Here is a 17,720-nt window from a genome sequence, read left to right on the forward strand (position 1 = left end):
TTCTAGCTTCGCCGCGAAGCCGCACAATTCCAGAGAGGAAGCCAAGGAGAGAGCCATGGCCGATATGATGCGCGCCTATCAGCTGCTGGGAGCCGGAAAGGCCGAAGTGGTGGAAATTCCGGTGCCCGAGCCGGGTCCAGGTCAGGTCCGGCTGAAGATGGCCGCGGCAGGCCTGTGCCACAGCGACCTGCTGGTCATCCATGCCGATCCGCCCTTCTTCCCGATCCCCTCGATCATCGGACACGAGACGACCGGCTGGGCCGACAAGCTCGGCGAAGGCGTGACCGGCATCGAAATCGGCGCGGCCTATGGCATCTATTTTCCCTGGGGCTGCGGCCATTGCGCGCCCTGCGCCAAGGGGGCGGAGAATGTGTGCGAGAAGGCGCCGATGGTCCCCGGGTTCGGCTGCGGCGTGGACGGGGGCATGGCCGAATATGTGATCGTGAGCGATCCGCGCCACCTGATCCCGCTGGGCAAGCTCGATCCGGTCGCGGCAGCACCTTTGATGTGCGCGGGCATCACCACCTATCATGCGGTCGACAAGGCCAAGGCCCTGCTCGGCGCGGGATCGAGCGCGGTGATCATCGGCGTGGGCGGCCTCGGCCATCTCGCGATCCAGATCCTCAAGGCGCTGACTCCGGCAAGGATCATCGCGGTGGACCGGCATCAGGAGAAGCTCGACCATGCAAAGGCGCTCGGCGCCGACGAAGGGCTGATCGCAGGCGAAGGCGCGACCGCGGCGATTCGGGAGATGACCGGCGGCCTCGGCGCGGCTCTGGTCATCGATCTGGTCGGCAACGACGCCACGCTCGGCTTCGCCCAGTCGGTGCTGGCGATGGGCGGGCAGCTTCAGGTGGTCGGCGTCGGCGGGGGCACCCTGCCGCTGCGCTTCCACGAGATGCCGCGCGATGCCAGCGTCTCGGTCCCCTATGCCGGATCGACGCCGGACCTGCGCGACGTCGTGCGGCTGGCGCAGGACGGGCACGTCCATGCCGACGTCGTCCGGATCGGTTTCGCCGACATTGCCGCAACCTATCGCGAAATGGACGAAGGACGGTTGCAAGGACGCGCCGTGCTGGTACCCACGATCTCATGAGCAAGCCCTTCGTCCTCGGCATCGGCGGCACCACGCGTGCCGGATCCTCCTCCGAACTGGTGCTGCGCGCCGCACTCAAGGAAATCGAAGCGCTCGGCGCCGAGACCGAATGCGTCGCCGGGCCGGACCTGATCCTGCCGCTTTACGCGCCCGAAAATCCCGAACGCGATCCCAAGGCGCAGCGGCTGATCGAGCTGGTGCGCAAGGCCGATGGCATCGTCATCGCCTCGCCCGGCTATCACGGCTCGATCTCGGGCATGATCAAGAATGCGCTCGATTATGTCGAGGACACCGCCAAGGACGACCGGGTCTATCTCGATGGACGCGCGGTGGGCTGCATCGCCTGCGCCTATGGCTGGCAGGCGACCGGATCGACGCTGATCGCGCTGCGTACCATCGTCCACGCGCTTCGCGGCTGGCCGACCCCGCTGGGCGTCGCCGCCAACACCACGACGCGGCTGTTCTCCGAGGATGGCGATTGCAGCGATGCGGGCCTCAACACCAATCTGCGCATCCTGGCCAGCCAGGTGATGCACTTCGTCCACCTCTCGGCCGCGCTGAAGGAAACCGCATGACCATCCTTCGCCATTACAAGATGCAGGCCGCCGAAGGCCGCGGGGACGAGCTGAAGACCGTGCTGGCCGATCTGGCCGCCAAGGTATCGCCGCTGGCGGGTTGCGAGAAGGTCGAGCTGTTCGCCGATCCGCGCGATGCCGACACCTATATGTTCGTCGAGCATTGGGCAGGGATCGACGATCACAAGGCGGCCGGCGCCGCGTTGGGCAAGGAAGCCTTCGCCCCCGTCATGGCCGTGCTCGCCGGTCCGCCCGAGGGCCGCTATCTCGAGGCCGTGGCGCTCGCCTGACCGGACTGGCATGACGGCGCGGTGGACCCGCGACCGGACCTTGCCGCCTTCCTGACCGCAGAGCGGCTTCCCGAAGCCTATCGGGACGTCATCGAGACGCTATGGACACCGCTCGCCGGGCGGGTCGCCGCGTTGCCCCGTCCCGCGTTCATCGGCCTGTGCGGTCCGCAGGGCAGCGGCAAATCGACCGGCGCGGCGGCGCTGAAGCTGTTGCTGGAAGCACATGGCCTGCGCGTCGCGACGCTCTCGATCGACGATTTCTACCTGACCCGCGCCGAACGGCTGGCGCTGGCCGACGCGGTCCATCCTCTGCTCGCCACCCGCGGCCCGCCGAGCACGCACGACCTCGCGTTGATGACCGCCACCATCGATCGGCTGCTCGCGGGCGAAAGCGTCGCTCTGCCAGCCTTCGACAAGTCCGCCGACGATCGCCGTCCGGAGGGCGAATGGCCGCGCTTTGAAGGACCCGCCGATATCGCCCTGCTCGAAGGCTGGTGCGTCGGCGCCCGGCCCCAGCCGGACGGATCGCTGGCCGAGCCGGTCAACCCGCTCGAACGCGAGGCCGACCCCGCGGGCATCTGGCGCCGCCACGTCAACACAGCGCTCGCCACCTATCAGCCGCTGTTCGACCGCATCGACTGGCTGATCCAGCTCCTTCCGCCGAGTTTCGAGACGGTTACGGGCTGGCGCCGCGAGCAGGAGGCCCGCCTCCCCTCGCGCCTGATGACCGACGATCAGATCGCGGTCTTCGTCCAGCATTACGAGCGGATCACCCGCTGGATCATCGCCGAAATGCCCGCCCGCGCCGACGCCGTGATCCGGCTCGATGCGGATCGCAGGCCGATCACCGGTTGACCCGGCGCCCGCCTCTGTGGCAGGCGGCATGCGGCTCGCGGGTATAGCACAATGGTAGTGCAGCAGCCTTCCAAGCTGAATACACGGGTTCGATTCCCGTTACCCGCTCCACCTTCCCTTCGCTTTATGGTTAGGCGAGCCACCCTCTCTAACGGGCCGTTCGAACCCGTGAGTCTTTGTGGCGCTCAGCCCTACCGGGCTATGCGCGTGGTTCGATTCCGTTGGCGTTGGGTATGACTGGCATTTCCGATCCCCTCGCACTCTACGTCCATTGGCCGTTCTGCGTGTCGAAGTGCCCCTATTGCGACTTCAACAGCCATGTCCGCGAAAGCGTGGATCAGGCGGCATGGCGCGCGGCGATGCTGGCGGACCTGCGGCACGAGGCGGAGCAGCTGCCCGGCCGGAAGGTCGCGTCGATCTTCTTCGGCGGCGGCACGCCTTCGCTGATGCCGCCCGAGACGGTTGCGGCGGTGATCGCCGAAGCCGAGGCCCGCTGGGGCTTCACCCCCGATGTCGAGATCACGCTGGAGGCGAACCCCTCCTCGGTCGAGGCCGCGCGCTTCGCCGATCTGGCGGCGGCGGGAGTCAACCGCGCTTCGCTCGGGCTGCAGGCACTGGACGACGAATCGCTGAAATTCCTCGGCCGCGCGCATGGTGTGGCAGAGGGGCTGGCAGCACTGGAGACCGCACAATCGGTGTTCGGCCGGGTCAGTTTCGACCTGATCTATGCCCGCCCCGATCAGACCCTGGCGGATTGGGAAGCCGAGCTGCGCCGCGCCATCGGCTTCGGCACCGAGCACCTCTCGCTCTATCAGCTCACCATCGAACCCGGCACGCGCTTCGCGACGATGTTCGAAAAGGGCGAACTGGCCGCCTACGATCCCGACGCCGCAGCCGACCTGTTCGAGGCGACCCGCACGATCACCGCCGAAGCGGGCCTGCCCGCCTATGAAATCTCCAACCATGCCCGGCCGGGCGCGGAGAGCCGCCACAACCTCACCTACTGGCGCTACAGCGACTATGCCGGGATCGGCCCCGGCGCGCATGGCCGGCGCAGTGGCATGGCCACGGTGCGGCGAAAGAAGCCCGAAAACTGGATGGCCTCGGTCGAGCGCAACCAGCACGGCATCGAGCGCGAGGATGCCCTCACCCCCAACGAGCGCGCGGTCGAAGCGCTGGTGATGGGCCTGCGGCTGGGCGAAGGCGTCGATCTGAGCCGTGTTGCGGCGCTGGCCGGTGGAGAGGCTCCGATCGACGCGAAGGTCTTAGCCCGCCTGATCGCCCATGGCTTGGCCGTCCGCGAAGGCGACCGGCTGCGGATCACCGAGGCCGGCATGCCGGTCCTCGAAGCGATCCTGCGCGAACTGGTGCTGGCCTGAATCCTCCCCGGGAGGGGGAGGATTTTGATCTCAATCCACCGTCGTCGGCGCAGCCGAAACCGTCACGACCTGGCCGGCACGGATCTCCTGCACCTCCAGCGCGCGTTCAGCGACGCCGTCGCGGCCGAAGCGGAAGGCGCCGTCCAGCCCGGCGAACGGACGCGAGGTCAGTTCGCGGATCGGGAATTCGGTACCCGGCTTCCAGTCGCGCGCCATGCGCACGGTCAGCAGCACCGCGTCATAGCCCAGCGTCGACAGGCGATAGGGTGCCGCCTGGAAACGCGCGCGATACTTGCCCGCATATTGGCGATAATAATTGTCCGGCACGCTGGCGAACCACGCACCGTTCAGCGCGGCGTTTGCTCCGATCCCAGAATCGGTGTTCCACAATTCGGTGCCCAGCACCCGCGCGGTCTTGCCGTTGGGCGAGCGGCGGATGATCGGCACCGCGGTCGCGCCATTCGCGCCGCTGCCCGCGATCAGGATCGCCTGATAGGGCTGGCGGTTGATCTTCGCGAGCGCGGTGGTCATCGAACCAGGACGCCCGTCATAGGTTTCCAGCACCGTCACGGTGCCGCCCGCCGACTCGACCGAGCGGAGGAACGCGGTCGACGAACGCTCGCCATACAGGCCGCCGGGCACGAGGCCAGCAAACTGCGTGACGCCATTGGCACGCGCATAGGCCACCACGCGCTCGATCGACTGAGCCGGCGAATAGCCGAGCAGGAAAGTGCCCCCGCCGGCCACGCTGGTGTCGTTCGAGAAGCTGAGCACCGGCACGCGCGCGGCACGCGCCAGCGGCGCGACTTCGCGGGCTTCCTCGGCCAGCAACGGCCCCAGGATCAGCTTGTTGCCATCGGCGATGGCGCGCCGGGCGGCCTCTGCGGCACCGGCCGAGGTGTCATAGGTGGTGATGCGGATATTGTCGGCATTGGTATCGAGGATGGCGAGCTGGGTCGCATTCTCCAGCGACTTGCCCACGCCTGCATTCGGGCCGGTCAGCGGCACCAGCAGCGCGACGCGGTGGCGCGCAGTATCCTGCGGCAACGCATTGGTGATCGGGCGATCGGCCGGGCGCTCGCGCGGCACCTCGACCACCGGCGGACGCTCGCCCTGCGGGATGACCCGCGGGCCGGTGGTGCAGGCGGCGACGAACATCGCCGCGCCGACCACGGTCCAGCGCAGCATGCCGAGGAGGCCACTGGAGCCAACCCCCTGTCGATTTGCGTTGCGGTCTGCCATGACTCTCCCCGATGGACTCTATTCTCGCGCCCGGCCTCTACATCGTCGCCACGCCTATCGGCAATCTCGGCGATCTGTCTCCACGCGCTTCACAAATACTCCTGAACGCGGATGTGGTTGCTGTCGAGGACAGCCGTGTGACAGCGGGACTTTTTCGTCACCTCGGCGCGAAGGGGAAAATGACCCCCTATCACGACCATAATGCCGATGCGGTCCGCCCCGGCCTGATCGCCCGGATGGCCAGCGAAGTGATAGCACTGGTAAGCGACGCGGGCACACCGCTGATCTCCGACCCCGGCTTCAAGCTGGTGCGCGACGCGCGCGCGGCGGGGCATGCGGTCACCACCATCCCCGGCCCGTGCGCCGGGATCGCCGCGCTGACGCTGGCGGGGCTGCCGACCGACCGCTTCCTGTTCATGGGCTTCCTGCCCTCGAAACAGCAGGCCCGCGCCCAGGCCATCGCCGAGATCGCTTCGATCCGCGCCACGCTGGTCTTCTATGAATCGGGTCCGCGCCTGTCTGCCTGCCTGGCCGCACTCGCCGAAGGATTGGGCGAGCGCGAAGCCGCCGTGGCGCGCGAAATCACCAAGAAGTTCGAGGAATGCGTGACCGGCACCCTCACCGAACTCGCTGCCCGCTACGCCGATTCGCCGCCAAAGGGCGAGATCGTGGTGGTCGTCGCTCCACCGGGCGAAGCCGCCCCCGCGACGGAGGAGGATGCCGATTCGGCGCTGCGCGAGGCGTTGACCCGCCTGCCCGCGAGCAAGGCCGCAGGCGAAGTCGCGAAGAAGCTCGGGCTGGACCGGCGCGAGCTGTACGCGCGGGCGATGGAGTTGAAGGATGCATAATTACCCTTCTCCCTTGATGGGAGAAGGAGGGGCCCGCGCGCGAAGCGCGTGGGAGGATGAGGGTGACCTCTCCTCATGGGACCGTCTCATGAGGAGAGGTCACCCCCACCCAACCCTCCCCCATCAAGGGGGAGGGCTTTCATGAGGGACCGCCGCGCCGCCGAGAACCGCGGCCGGGACGGCGAACGCCGCGCGGCATGGTGGCTGTGGCTGCGCGGATGGAAGATTCTCGACAAGCGCGTCCGCACGCCCGCGGGTGAAGTCGATCTGGTCGCCCGCAAAGGTACCCTCATCGCCTTCGTCGAAGTGAAGACCCGCGCCACCACCGCCGAACTCGATTTCGCCATCGACGAACGCCGCCTCTCCCGCGTCGCTGCCGCGGCCGAATATCTGATGCCGCGCTATGCCGGTCCCGGCGACGATATCCGCGTCGACGTGATCCTCATTGCCCCCGGCACCCTGCCTCGCCATATCGAGAACGCCTGGATGGGGTGACTTACTCGGATAAGTCACTTACAAGGCAGTTTCAGGAGGCCGAATGTCGCTCAATGTCGCCGTGCAGATGGACCCGCTCGACGCGATCAACATCGCGGGGGATTCGACCTTCGCGCTGATGCTGTCGGCGCAGGCGCGCGGGCACAGGCTGTTCCATTACGCGCCGGAGGACCTGAACTATTCGGGCGGCCGCGTGTGGACCAAGGCGCATCCGGTCACCGTCCAGCGCGTGACCAGCAATCATTTCGCCTTTGCGGAGCCGGTGAAGCTCGATCTGGGCGACGAAGCCGACGTCATCCTGATGCGGCAGGACCCGCCCTTCGATCTCGGTTACATCACCGCCACCCATCTGCTCGAGCGGATCGCGCACAAGACCCTGGTCGTGAACGACCCGGCGAACGTCCGCAACGCGCCCGAGAAGGTCTTCGTGCTCGACTATGCGCAGTTCATGCCGCCCACGCTGATCACCCGCAGCGTGGACGAAGCACGCGAGTTCCTGGCCGAACATGGCGCCATCGTGGTCAAGCCGCTGCACGGCAATGGCGGCAAGGCGATCTTCAAGATCGATAGTGACGGCGCCAATCTCTCCTCGCTGATCGAGGTGTTTAACACCGCCTATCGCGAGCCGCACATGGTACAGGCCTTCCTCCCCTCGGTCGCGGCAGGCGACAAGCGCATCGTGCTGGTCGATGGCGAGGTCGCCGGCGCGGTCAATCGCGTGCCGGGCGAAGGCGAGATCCGATCGAACCTGGCGGTCGGCGGCACCGCGGCCAAGACCGAGCTGACGGCGCGCGAGCAGGAAATCTGCGACGTGCTCGGGCCGGAACTCAAGAAGCGCGGACTCCTGTTCGTCGGCATCGACGTGATCGGCGGCGAATGGCTGACCGAGATCAACGTGACTTCCCCCACCGGCATCGTCGCGATCGACAAGTTCAACGGCACCGATACCGGCGCGATGATCTGGGCCGCGATCGAGCGCCGCGTGGCAAACCGGAGCGCCTGATCCGCACATGATCGACTGGCTCGACTGGGGTTATCTCGGCATTTTCCTGCTGATGGTGCTGGAAAATGTGATCCCGCCCGTCCCGTCCGAAGTGATCATGAGCCTGGGCGGCATCGCGGCCGGTCAGGGGCGGATGGACTTCACCTTGCTCGTGCTGGTCGGCACGCTGGGCTGCATTGTCGGCAACCTGTTCTGGTACGAGATCGGGCTGCGCTTCGGCTATCAGCGGCTGAAGCCAGCGGTCGATCGCTGGGGCCGCTGGCTGACGATGGAGTGGGAAGATATCGAGAAGCTGCGCAGCTTCTTCGATCGCTGGGGCGGGATCACGGTGCTGGTGTTCCGCTTCATGCCGCTGGGCCGCACGGTGATCTCGATCCCCGCCGGGCTGCTGCAGATGCCGCGCGGGCGGTTCATCGTCTTCACCGCGATCGGCAGCGCGATCTGGAACACGATGCTGGTCGGCGTCGGATACTGGCTGGGCGCCAATTTCGACACGATCGATCACTGGATCGCGCCGGTGGTGACCGCGATCCTGGTCGCGGTGGTCGCGCTCTATGTCTGGCGCGTCATGACCTGGAAGCCGCGCAGCAAGCGCTAGGTTTGTTTCAGTAGGACGGCACCAGCCCGCTCCCCCACCCGGCCTCCCACAGAATATGCTGAATGGGAGGCCGGGTGGGGGAGCGGGCGGAGCAGCCCAAGGTTCCGGTGATGCGCAGCATCGTTGGAATGGCTGCGGAGGGTGGTGCCGGTTCAGCGAAGCTGAAAAGACTCTAGGCGCGGATCTCGATCCGTATCTGGTCGAGCCGCACCGCGATCTCGGCGGCATATTGCTCGAACAGCGGCACCAGATCGGCCAGGCTCACTTCGCTGGGTGCCGGGTCGATCGCGCACAAGGTGCCGAAGAAGCTGCCGTCGGCCAGGAAGATCGGGATCGAGATATAGCTTTCGAACCCATACATTGCGGGGGTGTGATGCCGCCGCCATGCCTCGTTCCCGCTGACATGATCGATATAGACGCGCCGCCCGCTCTCACGGATCTCGTCGCAGATCGTGGTCTTGATCTTCAGCTCGTCGCCGGGCTTCAGGCCGAACTCGATCTTGTCGAGGATCTGGCACGCGATCCAGCGATCCGCGGTCACCCGCGCCACCGCGGCAAAGCCCATGCCGGTCGCGCGGCACACGTCCTCAAGCATCGCCTCGATCTCGGGCATGTGCTGAACCGCCGCGACATCGGCTGCGTAAGGATCGATCATGAAAGCCCTCCGGCTACCGGAGTAGCATATAATCCACGAGAATCATGCCCTTGGATGGGCATTCCGGTACACGTCCAGAAGATGCGCGGCATCGACTGCAGTGTAGATCTGGGTCGAACTCAGGCTGGCATGGCCGAGCAGTTCCTGCAGCGCGCGAAGATCAGCACCGCGGCCCAGCAGATGCGTCGCGAAACTGTGGCGCAGGGCGTGCGGCGTGGTCCGGTCCGACAGGCCCAGCGCAGCCCGCGCCGAACGCACCGACTTGCGGATCGCGCCTGCCGGCAGCGGACCGCCCTTCGCCCCGCGGAACAGCGGTGCATCGCGCGCCACACCCCATGGCGTGATGGCCGCATAGGCTTCGATCGCTGCCTTCACCTCGGGCAACAGCGGCACCAGTCGGGTCTTGTCGCGCTTGCCGGTGACGCTCATCGTGGCGCCCAGCGGCAACACCGCGCCGGTCAGTCCCACCGCCTCGCCGATGCGCAGGCCCGCGCCATAGAGCAGCAGCAGCACCGCCCAGTTGCGCGCGGCGATCCAGGGTTCGTCGGGTTCCTCCGACACCGCCTCGGCCAGCGCGACCGCCTCATGCGGCGCGATCGGGCGGGGCACGCCCTTCTTGACGCGCGGGCCGCGCAGGCGGGGCAATTCCGCCCCGTCGCCCACCGCCCATTTCAGAAACCCGCGGACCGCCGAAAGCTCGCGCGCAGCGGAGCTATTGGTCAGCCCTTCGCCGCGCCGATGCGCAAGAAAAGCGCGCAGGTCGGCGGCGGTGACGTTGGCCAGCGTCTCGCGGCTCGCCTCCCCGCCCCAATGCGACTGCAGGAAAGCGATCAGCCGCTCCGCCGTCGATTGATAGGCCCGCACCGTATGCGCGGAGCGCCGCCGGTCGCGGGCGAGATGTTCGGCGTAGAGGAGAGGTAAGGGTGCGGTCATCTAAGTCCGCGAGTGTTGCGCCTCCGCAAACGCCGAGGCCTCCTCATGCGTGTCAAAGAATTTGAACCCGACATGATATCTCCCATCCGCGCCATGAACGACCTCGGGATGAGTTGGACCAGCCAACGGCGGACGCTCCGCGGAATCGGAAGGGGTCAACAAATTTCTGTCAGATCTTGAGGCATCGAGGCGTTCAATGAGTTCCCCGGCGAGATTTGTCCCCACGCCGGCCAAAAATGCCGCAAGCCCAATATGAACAAAGATAAGCTGGAGCTGAAGCTTCTGTAAGTTCACCACCTTCTCCGGAAGGTAACCGGAACTCTCAGTTGAGACCGATGGATCAAAAAGAAGCAGAGTCGCGAACACAATCATCAGCCCGCACACCCACAACGCTCGTCCAACGTCCTTCATGATGCCCCCTTACCCGATCTTCTGCCCGGTCTTCGCCCAGTCGGCGAGGAAGCCTTCGATGCCCTTGTCGGTCAGCGGGTGCTTGACCAGCTGGCGGATCACCGACGGGGGAGCGGTCATCACGTCGGCGCCGATCTTGGCGGCTTCCAGCACGTGGATCGGGTGGCGGACCGATGCGACCAGGATCTCGGTGTCGAACGCGTAATTGTCGTAGATCAGGCGGATATCGCCGATCAGCTGCATGCCGTCGAAGCCATTGTCGTCGTGGCGGCCGACAAAGGGCGAGATGAAGGTCGCACCGGCCTTTGCCGCCAACAGCGCCTGATTGGCCGAGAAGCACAAAGTGACGTTCACCATCGTGCCGTCATCGGTCAGCGACTTGCAGGTCTTGAGGCCGTCGATCGTCAGCGGCACCTTCACCGCGATATTGTCGGCGATCTTCCGGACTACCTCGGCCTCGCGCATCATGCCCTCGTAATCGAGCGCGACGACTTCGGCCGAGACGGGGCCGTCGACGATCTGGCATATCTCGGCGACCACTTCGAGGAAGTCGCGGCCCGCCTTGTGGATCAGCGATGGGTTGGTGGTGACGCCGTCGAGCAGGCCGGTCGCGGCCAGGTCGCGGATGTCGTTGGTGTCGGCGGTATCGGCGAAGAATTTCATGGGGCCTCCGAAGGGCGGGAACAGGGAATTATCGTGACGGTTATGTTACGGCACCGTCCGAATCGGTCCCCTCTATAGACCCCTCGACGCCCACGCACAGCCGGAGCCTGCCCCCTTGCGCCGCATCTTTATCGCCCTGCCCCTGCTGCTGACCGCCACGCCCGTGCTGGCGCAACAGACCGACGAGCAGCTGTGGCTGCAGACCAACGGATCGTTCACGGTGGGCGAGGACGAGAAGGTGACGCTGGAAGGCATCATCCGCTTCGGCAACGCGGCCGAGGGGCTGAACCATGCCGAGGCGGGCGTCCTCTATACCCACACCCTGCCCAGCGGGATCGAGCTGAGCTTCGGCTATCGCCATGTCGAGGACTGGAACAAGGGCGTGACGCTGCCCAATGAGGAACGGCTGCGTCAGATGGTGATGGTACCGCTGGGCAGCGGCTTCAACGGCCGGCTGCGCTTCGAGCAACGGTTCAACAACACCGCGCCCGAGATCGGTTTCCGCCTGCGCCCGCGACTGGGTTTCGAGACGCCGCTGGGCACCAAAGGGCTGAAGCTGTTCGCCACGCAGGAACATTATTTCAACTTCAACGACACCGATTACGGCCAGCGCCGCGGCCATGAGCGGATGCGCAACGCCGTCGGCCTGTCGGTCCCGCTCGGCGGCAAGCTGCGCGGCGAGGTCGGCTATCTCAACCAGTATCGCTTCGGCCGCGACGGGCGCCGCGACCAGATGGACCATGCGCTGACGCTGACGCTGAACTTCAATGTGGGCGACATTTCCGGGGCCGGCGACTGACGTTGATATCGTTGGGGAATTTTGCGGAGCTTCACACTAGCTTCACACTGATCGGGTGTTCCGGGCGCTGACGTTTTCCCGATCCGCGGTCACTCTGAAACCCGGTTGGCGCCTATTCCGTTGGGGCGAGCGGCAATGTGCTCCGGCGAAGGCCGGAGCGTTGGCCGCCATCCATTCCCTTTCCAAGGCTCCGGCCTTCGCCGGAGCACAGTTTTCAAAGAGCGGCTCCCGACGTCGGAGCGCGCCGAGCCAAGCAGGCGGAATCCAACATTGCAACCGCCCTCATTCCTCCCCCGGAGGGGGAGGGGGACCGCGAAGCGGGGGAGGGGTAATCTCCACGAGCGTTGTCGCTCGCGGAGATTACCCCTCCGTCAGCCTATGGCTGCCACCTCCCCCTCCGGGGGAGGATTTGTAGCTTCACTCCGGCGCGACCAACATCACCCGCACTTCAGGCTTGGTCAGGCCGGTCAGCGTCAGGCGGTACATTCCCGGCTGGAGGTCGAACCGCACGATCTTGCGGATCGTCGAGCAGGCCGGGCCATGGCCGTGCTTGACCGACTTGAGCGGCTCGCCGCCTACCGCACCCGGGATCACGTCGATCCAGCCGCCCTGGTCGAGCGCGATGCCGTAACTGCCCGCGGTCTCGACGCGGAAGCCGATCATCGCCGCGCCGCCGGGCTTGCTGCCCGCGGGCAGGCCCGGGATCGCGGACGCGTCGACGGCCTTCATCACCACCGGCTTGCCGACGGCGAAGCTCGCGCCCGGCGCGATCCAGCCGGCCAGCGGCGCGGGCAGGTTCGCGTCGGTCGCGGTGCAGGGGGCGTCCTGGGCAAGCAACAGCAGGGCAGCGAGCAGCATCGGCGAGTCTCCATTGGTCGGCGGCAGCGATACGCCATTCCCCCGCGCGCCGAAATGCCCATATGAGGCATCATGCCCGGCAACCGCGCCCGCCTTATCGTCTTGCATCCCGCCCTCGGCCCGCTCGATTACCGGGTGCCGCAGGGCATGCATGTCGAGCCGGGCAGCATCGTGATCGCGCCGATCGGTCCGCGCCAATATGCCGGGGTGGTGTGGGAAGCCGAGCGGCTGCCGGTCGAGGAGATCGGCGACAACCGGTTGCGCAACCTGATGGGCCTGGCCGATGCACCGCCCGTCCCCGCGCCAGTCCGCCGCCTCGTGGAGTGGACCGCCAATTACTATCTCGCGCCGCTGTCGGGCGTGCTGCGCATGGCGCTCAGCTCGTCCGCCGCGTTCGAGAATGCGCCGACCATCGTCGAGTATCGCGCCACCGGCATGGTGCCCGAACGGCTGACCGCGCAGCGCGAACAGGCGCTGGAGCGGATCGGCGAGCGGCAGGGGCTGGTGCGCGAACTGGCGACGATCGCCGATGTTTCCGAGGCCGTGATCCGCGGCCTTGTGAAGGTCGGTGCGATCGAGGCGATGGTGGTCGATACCGACAGCCCCTACCCGCTGCCCGACCCGAACCATGCCCCGCCCGACCTCAGCCCGATCCAGTCGGACGTGGCGAGCATCCTGCGACAGGCAGTGGGCGCGGAGACGTTCCAGCCCTTCCTGCTCGATGGCGTCACCGGATCGGGCAAGACCGAAGTCTATTTCGAGGCCATCGCGGCGGCGCTTTCTGCGGGCAAGCAGACTCTCGTCCTGTTGCCCGAAATCGCGCTGACCGAGCCTTTCCTCACCCGCTTCGCCGAACGCTTCGGCTGTGAGCCGGTCGCCTGGCATTCGGGGTTGCGCACCTCGCAGCGACGCCGGGCGTGGCGCGCCATCGCCAGCGGCAAGGCGATGGTGACTGTCGGTGCGCGATCTGCGCTGTTCCTGCCCTATCCCAATCTCGGCCTGATCGTGGTCGACGAAGCGCACGAGACCAGCTTCAAGCAGGAAGACGGCGTCCATTACCATGCCCGCGACGTGGCGGTGATGCGCGGCAAGTTCGAGGAATGCCCGGTCGTTCTCGCCTCGGCCACGCCCGCCATCGAGACGCGCAACATGGTCGAGCTGGGGCGGTACGAGGAGCTCAAGCTGCCCGGCCGCTATGGCAAGGCGGAACTGCCCGAGATCGAAGCGATCGACCTGATCCAGGAGCCGCCCGAGCGCGGCCGCTGGCTCAGTCCGCGGCTGGTGGTGGCCATCGACGAGACGCTGGCGCGCAAGGAACAGGCCCTGCTGTTCCTCAACCGGCGCGGCTATGCCCCGCTGACCTTGTGCCGGCATTGCGGCCATCGCTTCCAATGCCCGAACTGCACCGCATGGATGGTCGAGCATCGCCTGATCCGGCGCCTGACCTGCCATCATTGCGGCCACACCCATCCGACACCCGAAATCTGCCCCGAATGCGAGACCGAGGATTCGCTGGTCGCTTGCGGCCCCGGGGTCGAGCGCATCGCGGACGAAGCCAAGGCGCTATGGCCCGACGCGCGGATCGCAGTGGTGACTTCGGACACGATCTGGTCCCCGGCCAAGGCCGCCGAGTTCGTCCAGCGGATGGAACATGGCGATATCGACATCGTCGTCGGCACCCAGCTGGTCACCAAGGGCTATCACTTTCCGAACCTGACTTTGGTCGGCGTGGTCGATGCCGATCTCGGGCTGGACGGCGGCGACCTGCGTGCGTCCGAACGGACCTTTCAGCAGATCATGCAGGTCTCCGGCCGGGCCGGCCGCGGCGAGAAGCTAGGGACGGTCTATATCCAGACCCATGCGCCCGACGCTTCGGTGATGCAGGCGCTGGTGAGCGGCGATGCCGAGAGCTTCTATGCCGCCGAGACCGAGGCCCGGCGCGATGCGGGTGCCCCGCCGTTCGGCCGCTATGCCGCGATCATCGTCAGTTCCGAGGACAAGGGATCGGCCGAGGAGACCGCGCGGCTGATCGGGCGCAGTGCACCGCGGCTGGACGAGGTCATGGTCTATGGCCCCGCCCCCGCCCCGCTGGCGATGCTGCGCGGCCGCCATCGCTTCCGCCTGCTGGTCCATGCAAGGCGTGCGTTCGACGTGCAGGACATGATCCGCGACTGGCTCGGCGGCCTCGACTGGCCGGCCAAGGTCCGGGTCGCCGTGGACGTAGACCCATATAGCTTCGACTAGAGTTTGATCCACTTGCGTGGATGCGGCACCGGCCCGCTCCCCCACCCGGCCACCCACTTCAGGATATGCTGTTGGGTGGCCGGGTGGGGGAGCGGGCTGGTGCCGCCACAATTCAGCACAGCTGAATCCGATTCACGCTTCATTTTGGGGTCTTGCGCTGGCGCGCGCGCTGATTAGGCTGCTGCGCATAAGGGGCAAATACATGATCCGTAAACTGCTGATTCTGCTGGCATTACTCATGCCTGCCGTCGCCCGTGCCGAATGGTATGAAGCGAGCACCAAACATTTCGTCATCTATTCGGACGACAATCCGGAGAAGATTCGCGCCTATGCGCTGGCGCTCGAGCGCTACGACATGGCGATGCGGGTGTTCCGCAATGTCGAGAATCGCGAGGTCATGCCGGTCGAGCGCGTCACCGTGTTCGTGGTGCGCGACATCTTCGCGCTGCAGGCGCTGGGACGGCCGGGGGCAGCGGGCTTCTATATTCCGCGCGCCGGTGGGTCGGTGGCCTTCACCATCCGTGAAGCGCCGCGCGACAATCCCGGTTCGCGCGTCCGTACCGACGACCGGCTGGACCTGGCGCCCGATGTGGTGCTGCGGCACGAATATGCCCATCACTTCATGTTCGACAGCTATGGCGCCGCCGCGTTGCCGATGTGGCTGACCGAGGGCTTCGCCGAATTCCACGCCACGGCCGAGGACATGCCCGATGGCGGCGTCCGCTTCGGCCGCGTGCCGCTGTACCGCGCGATGAATTTCGCCAACAGCCAGACCTGCACGGCCCGGCGCATCCTGCGCACCTCGGACCTGCGCCAGCTTTCGGGCTGCCGGATCGGCGATGTCTATGCCTATGGCTGGCTCGCGACCCATTATTTCACCTTCACGCCGGACGGCCCGAAGAAGATCGGCGCCTATATCCAGGCGATCAACAATGGCGAACCGCTGGAGAAGGCGGCCGACCTGCTGGGCAATCCCGACGCGCTCGAAGCCGATATGCGCCGTTACCTCGATGCGCCGACGCGCACCGTCTACACGGTTCCGGCCGCCAAGCTGAACGCCGCAGCGCCGGTGCTGCGCAAGCTGGGCCCGGGCGAAGCGGCGACCATGTCGATCCGCATCCGATCGCAGGCGGGCGTCACGGAAGGCAATGCGCCGGACGTCTATCAGGCCGCGGTGCGCGCCGCCGCGCCCTATCCGAACGACGCCATGGCACAGCGCGTGCTGGCCGAGGCAGCGTTCGACGCCAAGAAATATGCCGAGGCGGCCGCCGCCGGGGAACGCGCCGTCGCGGCCGATCCCAAGATGGTGGAAGCCCTGCTCTATGTCGGCATGGCCAAGATGGAGCTGGCCGGCGCGGCCAAGGCGACCGACCCGCAGGTGTGGCGCGAAGTGCGCAGCTGGTTCACCCGCGCCAACAAGATCGACGGCTATGACCCGCGGCCGCTGATCCTGTTCTACCGCAGCTTCGTGGTGGCGGGCGAAGCGCCGACCAAGAATGCCGAGGCCGGCATGCTGCTGGCAGCCGAACTGGCGCCGCAGGACCGCACCTTGCTGCTAGGCGTGGCCTATGTCCATCTGAGCAACCGCAATGGCGCCGAGGCGAGGAAGGCGCTCCAGATAAGCGCGTTCGATCCGCACAATCGCGGATCGAACGCCCTTGCCAATTCGCTGATCGCGATGATCGACAAGGGCGATCTGGCCGGTGCGGCGGCGAAACTGCGGCCGTATATAAAGGATCCGTCGTACCGCGATCCGACGGAGAAGCGCGGGGGCTGATCCAGAATCGGCCCCGGCGCCGCCGATTGGGGCAAATCGGGGAAACCGCGTGCTTGAACCGCATGCGGTTTTCGCCGAAAGCCTGAGCAGTGTTCGCGTTGGGGTGGATGATGCGCCGGCTGCTTCTGTTGTTCGCTCTGTTGCTCGCCTGGATGTCGCCGGCGCAGGCCGACGATATTTCGGCGTCCGGCCGGGGCGTGGTCCGCATCGTCACCATCGCCATCGTCGGTGACGATGTGGTCGGCTTCGGCCATGGCAGCGGCTTCGCGATCGGGCCGAACCGGATCATCACCAACGCGCATGTGGTCGAGCTGGCCGAGCGCTATCCCGACAATGTCGTGATCGGCGTCGTCCCGTCCGAGGGCAGCAAGTCGTTCCAGGGCCGGCTGATCCGCATCGATCGCGACCGCGATCTGGCGCTGATCGAATTCACCGGCACGCGCCTGCCGCCGCTGGCGGTGTTCAAGGGCAGCCCGGCCGAAGGCGATATCATGGTCGCGCTCGGCTATCCGGGCAATGTCGACGTCGCCACCGCACAGAGCGCCAAGGACTTCATCACCCCGATGTCGCCGGTCCGCTCGCAGGGCGGGTTCGCCGGGCTGCGCAGCATCCGCGGCACATCGATGCTGCTCCACACCGCCAATATCGCACGCGGCAATTCAGGCGGCCCGCTGCTCGACCGGTGCGGGCGCGTGCTGGGCGTCAATGTCGCCATCACCAACAGCGAGGCGGGCGACAGCAGCTTCGCCTTCGCCATTTCCAGCGCCGAACTGGCCGCCTTCCTGACCGAAGCCAAGCAGCCCTTCAGCCTGGTCGACGTGCCCTGCGTCAGCGTCGAGGAGCGCATGGCGCAGGATCGCAATGCCGACGAACAGGCCCGCGCAGCTGCCGAAGAGGCCGAGCGCACCGCCGCTGCCAAGGCCGCCGCGGACCGCGAGACCGCGCTCGACCAGGCCCGCGCCAACAGCGAGGCGGCCCGCGAAAACTATATGGCGGCCG

Annotated in this window: 19 protein-coding genes and 1 tRNA gene; 14 read left to right on the forward strand and 6 right to left on the reverse strand. The window is 66.7% G+C overall.

Translation table 11 applies throughout. The features are described 5' to 3' along the window. The first annotated feature begins 55 nt into the window (after positions 1-55). The 6 genes from P1X14_RS15790 to hemW all read left to right on the forward strand — a co-directional run bounded on the left by P1X14_RS15790 (position 56) and on the right by hemW (position 4,195). A complete protein-coding gene (locus P1X14_RS15790; RefSeq protein WP_277316359.1) occupies positions 56-1,096 on the forward strand; it encodes an NAD(P)-dependent alcohol dehydrogenase in 1,041 nt (346 codons plus the stop codon). After that, complete coding sequence (locus tag P1X14_RS15795; RefSeq protein ID WP_277316360.1) at positions 1,093-1,671, forward strand: NAD(P)H-dependent oxidoreductase; 579 nt, start codon at positions 1,093-1,095, stop codon at positions 1,669-1,671. The genes P1X14_RS15790 and P1X14_RS15795 overlap by 4 nt, the downstream gene beginning before the upstream one ends. Beyond that, positions 1,668-1,961 (forward strand): antibiotic biosynthesis monooxygenase, encoded by a 294-nt coding sequence (locus tag P1X14_RS15800; RefSeq protein ID WP_277316361.1) that lies wholly within the window; start codon positions 1,668-1,670, stop codon positions 1,959-1,961. The genes P1X14_RS15795 and P1X14_RS15800 overlap by 4 nt, the downstream gene beginning before the upstream one ends. A gap of 21 nt (positions 1,962-1,982) precedes the next feature. After that, positions 1,983-2,816, forward strand: a complete 834-nt coding sequence (locus P1X14_RS15805) for a kinase (protein WP_277316362.1) — start codon at positions 1,983-1,985, stop codon at positions 2,814-2,816. Positions 2,817-2,853: 37 nt separating this feature from the next. Next, a tRNA-Gly gene (locus P1X14_RS15810) sits at positions 2,854-2,927 on the forward strand. A gap of 122 nt (positions 2,928-3,049) precedes the next feature. Beyond that, positions 3,050-4,195 carry a radical SAM family heme chaperone HemW gene (gene hemW / locus P1X14_RS15815; RefSeq protein WP_277316363.1) on the forward strand — a complete coding sequence of 382 codons (1,146 nt, stop codon included), beginning with the start codon at positions 3,050-3,052 and terminating at the stop codon, positions 4,193-4,195. Between the two features lie 30 nt (positions 4,196-4,225). Here the strand turns inward: hemW and P1X14_RS15820 are convergent, their stop codons facing one another. After that, a complete protein-coding gene (locus P1X14_RS15820; protein WP_277316364.1) occupies positions 4,226-5,383 on the reverse strand; it encodes a penicillin-binding protein activator in 1,158 nt (385 codons plus the stop codon). A gap of 65 nt (positions 5,384-5,448) precedes the next feature. Here P1X14_RS15820 and rsmI point away from each other — a divergent pair, with 65 nt between their 5' ends. The 4 genes from rsmI to P1X14_RS15840 all read left to right on the forward strand — a co-directional run bounded on the left by rsmI (position 5,449) and on the right by P1X14_RS15840 (position 8,381). Then, complete coding sequence (rsmI, locus tag P1X14_RS15825; RefSeq protein ID WP_277316365.1) at positions 5,449-6,285, forward strand: 16S rRNA (cytidine(1402)-2'-O)-methyltransferase; 837 nt, start codon at positions 5,449-5,451, stop codon at positions 6,283-6,285. A gap of 141 nt (positions 6,286-6,426) precedes the next feature. Next, positions 6,427-6,780 carry a YraN family protein gene (locus P1X14_RS15830; protein ID WP_277316366.1) on the forward strand — a complete coding sequence of 118 codons (354 nt, stop codon included), beginning with the start codon at positions 6,427-6,429 and terminating at the stop codon, positions 6,778-6,780. A gap of 43 nt (positions 6,781-6,823) precedes the next feature. Then, entirely contained in the window at positions 6,824-7,783 is a 960-nt protein-coding gene (gene gshB, locus P1X14_RS15835; RefSeq protein WP_277316367.1) for a glutathione synthase, read from the forward strand. Positions 7,784-7,790: 7 nt separating this feature from the next. Then, a complete protein-coding gene (locus tag P1X14_RS15840) occupies positions 7,791-8,381 on the forward strand; it encodes a DedA family protein (RefSeq protein WP_277316368.1) in 591 nt (196 codons plus the stop codon). 172 nt (positions 8,382-8,553) lie between these two features. On the opposite strand, the gene P1X14_RS15845 is transcribed toward P1X14_RS15840, so the two are convergent. From P1X14_RS15845 to fsa, 4 genes are read right to left on the reverse strand one after another with little or no spacing between them, the layout of a single operon-like run. Beyond that, entirely contained in the window at positions 8,554-9,036 is a 483-nt protein-coding gene (locus P1X14_RS15845; protein ID WP_277316369.1) for a GAF domain-containing protein, read from the reverse strand. 42 nt (positions 9,037-9,078) lie between these two features. Next, positions 9,079-9,969, reverse strand: a complete 891-nt coding sequence (locus tag P1X14_RS15850; protein WP_277316370.1) for a tyrosine recombinase XerC — start codon at positions 9,967-9,969, stop codon at positions 9,079-9,081. After that, entirely contained in the window at positions 9,970-10,380 is a 411-nt protein-coding gene (locus P1X14_RS15855; RefSeq protein WP_277316371.1) for a hypothetical protein, read from the reverse strand. Between the two features lie 9 nt (positions 10,381-10,389). After that, positions 10,390-11,043 carry a fructose-6-phosphate aldolase gene (fsa, locus tag P1X14_RS15860; RefSeq protein ID WP_169558142.1) on the reverse strand — a complete coding sequence of 218 codons (654 nt, stop codon included), beginning with the start codon at positions 11,041-11,043 and terminating at the stop codon, positions 10,390-10,392. Positions 11,044-11,158: 115 nt separating this feature from the next. Here fsa and P1X14_RS15865 point away from each other — a divergent pair, with 115 nt between their 5' ends. Next, on the forward strand, positions 11,159-11,842 hold the full coding sequence (locus P1X14_RS15865) for a DUF2490 domain-containing protein (protein WP_277316372.1): 684 nt from the start codon (positions 11,159-11,161) through the stop codon (positions 11,840-11,842). 417 nt (positions 11,843-12,259) lie between these two features. Here the strand turns inward: P1X14_RS15865 and P1X14_RS15870 are convergent, their stop codons facing one another. Continuing rightward, complete coding sequence (locus tag P1X14_RS15870; RefSeq protein ID WP_277316373.1) at positions 12,260-12,700, reverse strand: hypothetical protein; 441 nt, start codon at positions 12,698-12,700, stop codon at positions 12,260-12,262. Positions 12,701-12,772: 72 nt separating this feature from the next. Between P1X14_RS15870 and P1X14_RS15875 the strand changes: the two genes are divergently transcribed. From P1X14_RS15875 to P1X14_RS15885, 3 genes are all read left to right on the forward strand, one after another. Beyond that, positions 12,773-14,944, forward strand: coding sequence for a primosomal protein N' (locus P1X14_RS15875; RefSeq protein ID WP_277316374.1), 2,172 nt, complete (start codon positions 12,773-12,775; stop codon positions 14,942-14,944). A 202-nt stretch (positions 14,945-15,146) separates the two neighbouring features. Then, positions 15,147-16,721, forward strand: coding sequence for a hypothetical protein (locus P1X14_RS15880; protein ID WP_277316375.1), 1,575 nt, complete (start codon positions 15,147-15,149; stop codon positions 16,719-16,721). A 110-nt stretch (positions 16,722-16,831) separates the two neighbouring features. Beyond that, positions 16,832-17,720 (forward strand): serine protease (locus tag P1X14_RS15885; protein WP_277316376.1); only part of this gene is annotated, 889 nt, incomplete at its 3' end.

Source organism: Sphingomonas sp. AOB5, from assembly GCF_029433115.1.
GTDB lineage: Bacteria > Pseudomonadota > Alphaproteobacteria > Sphingomonadales > Sphingomonadaceae > Sphingomonas.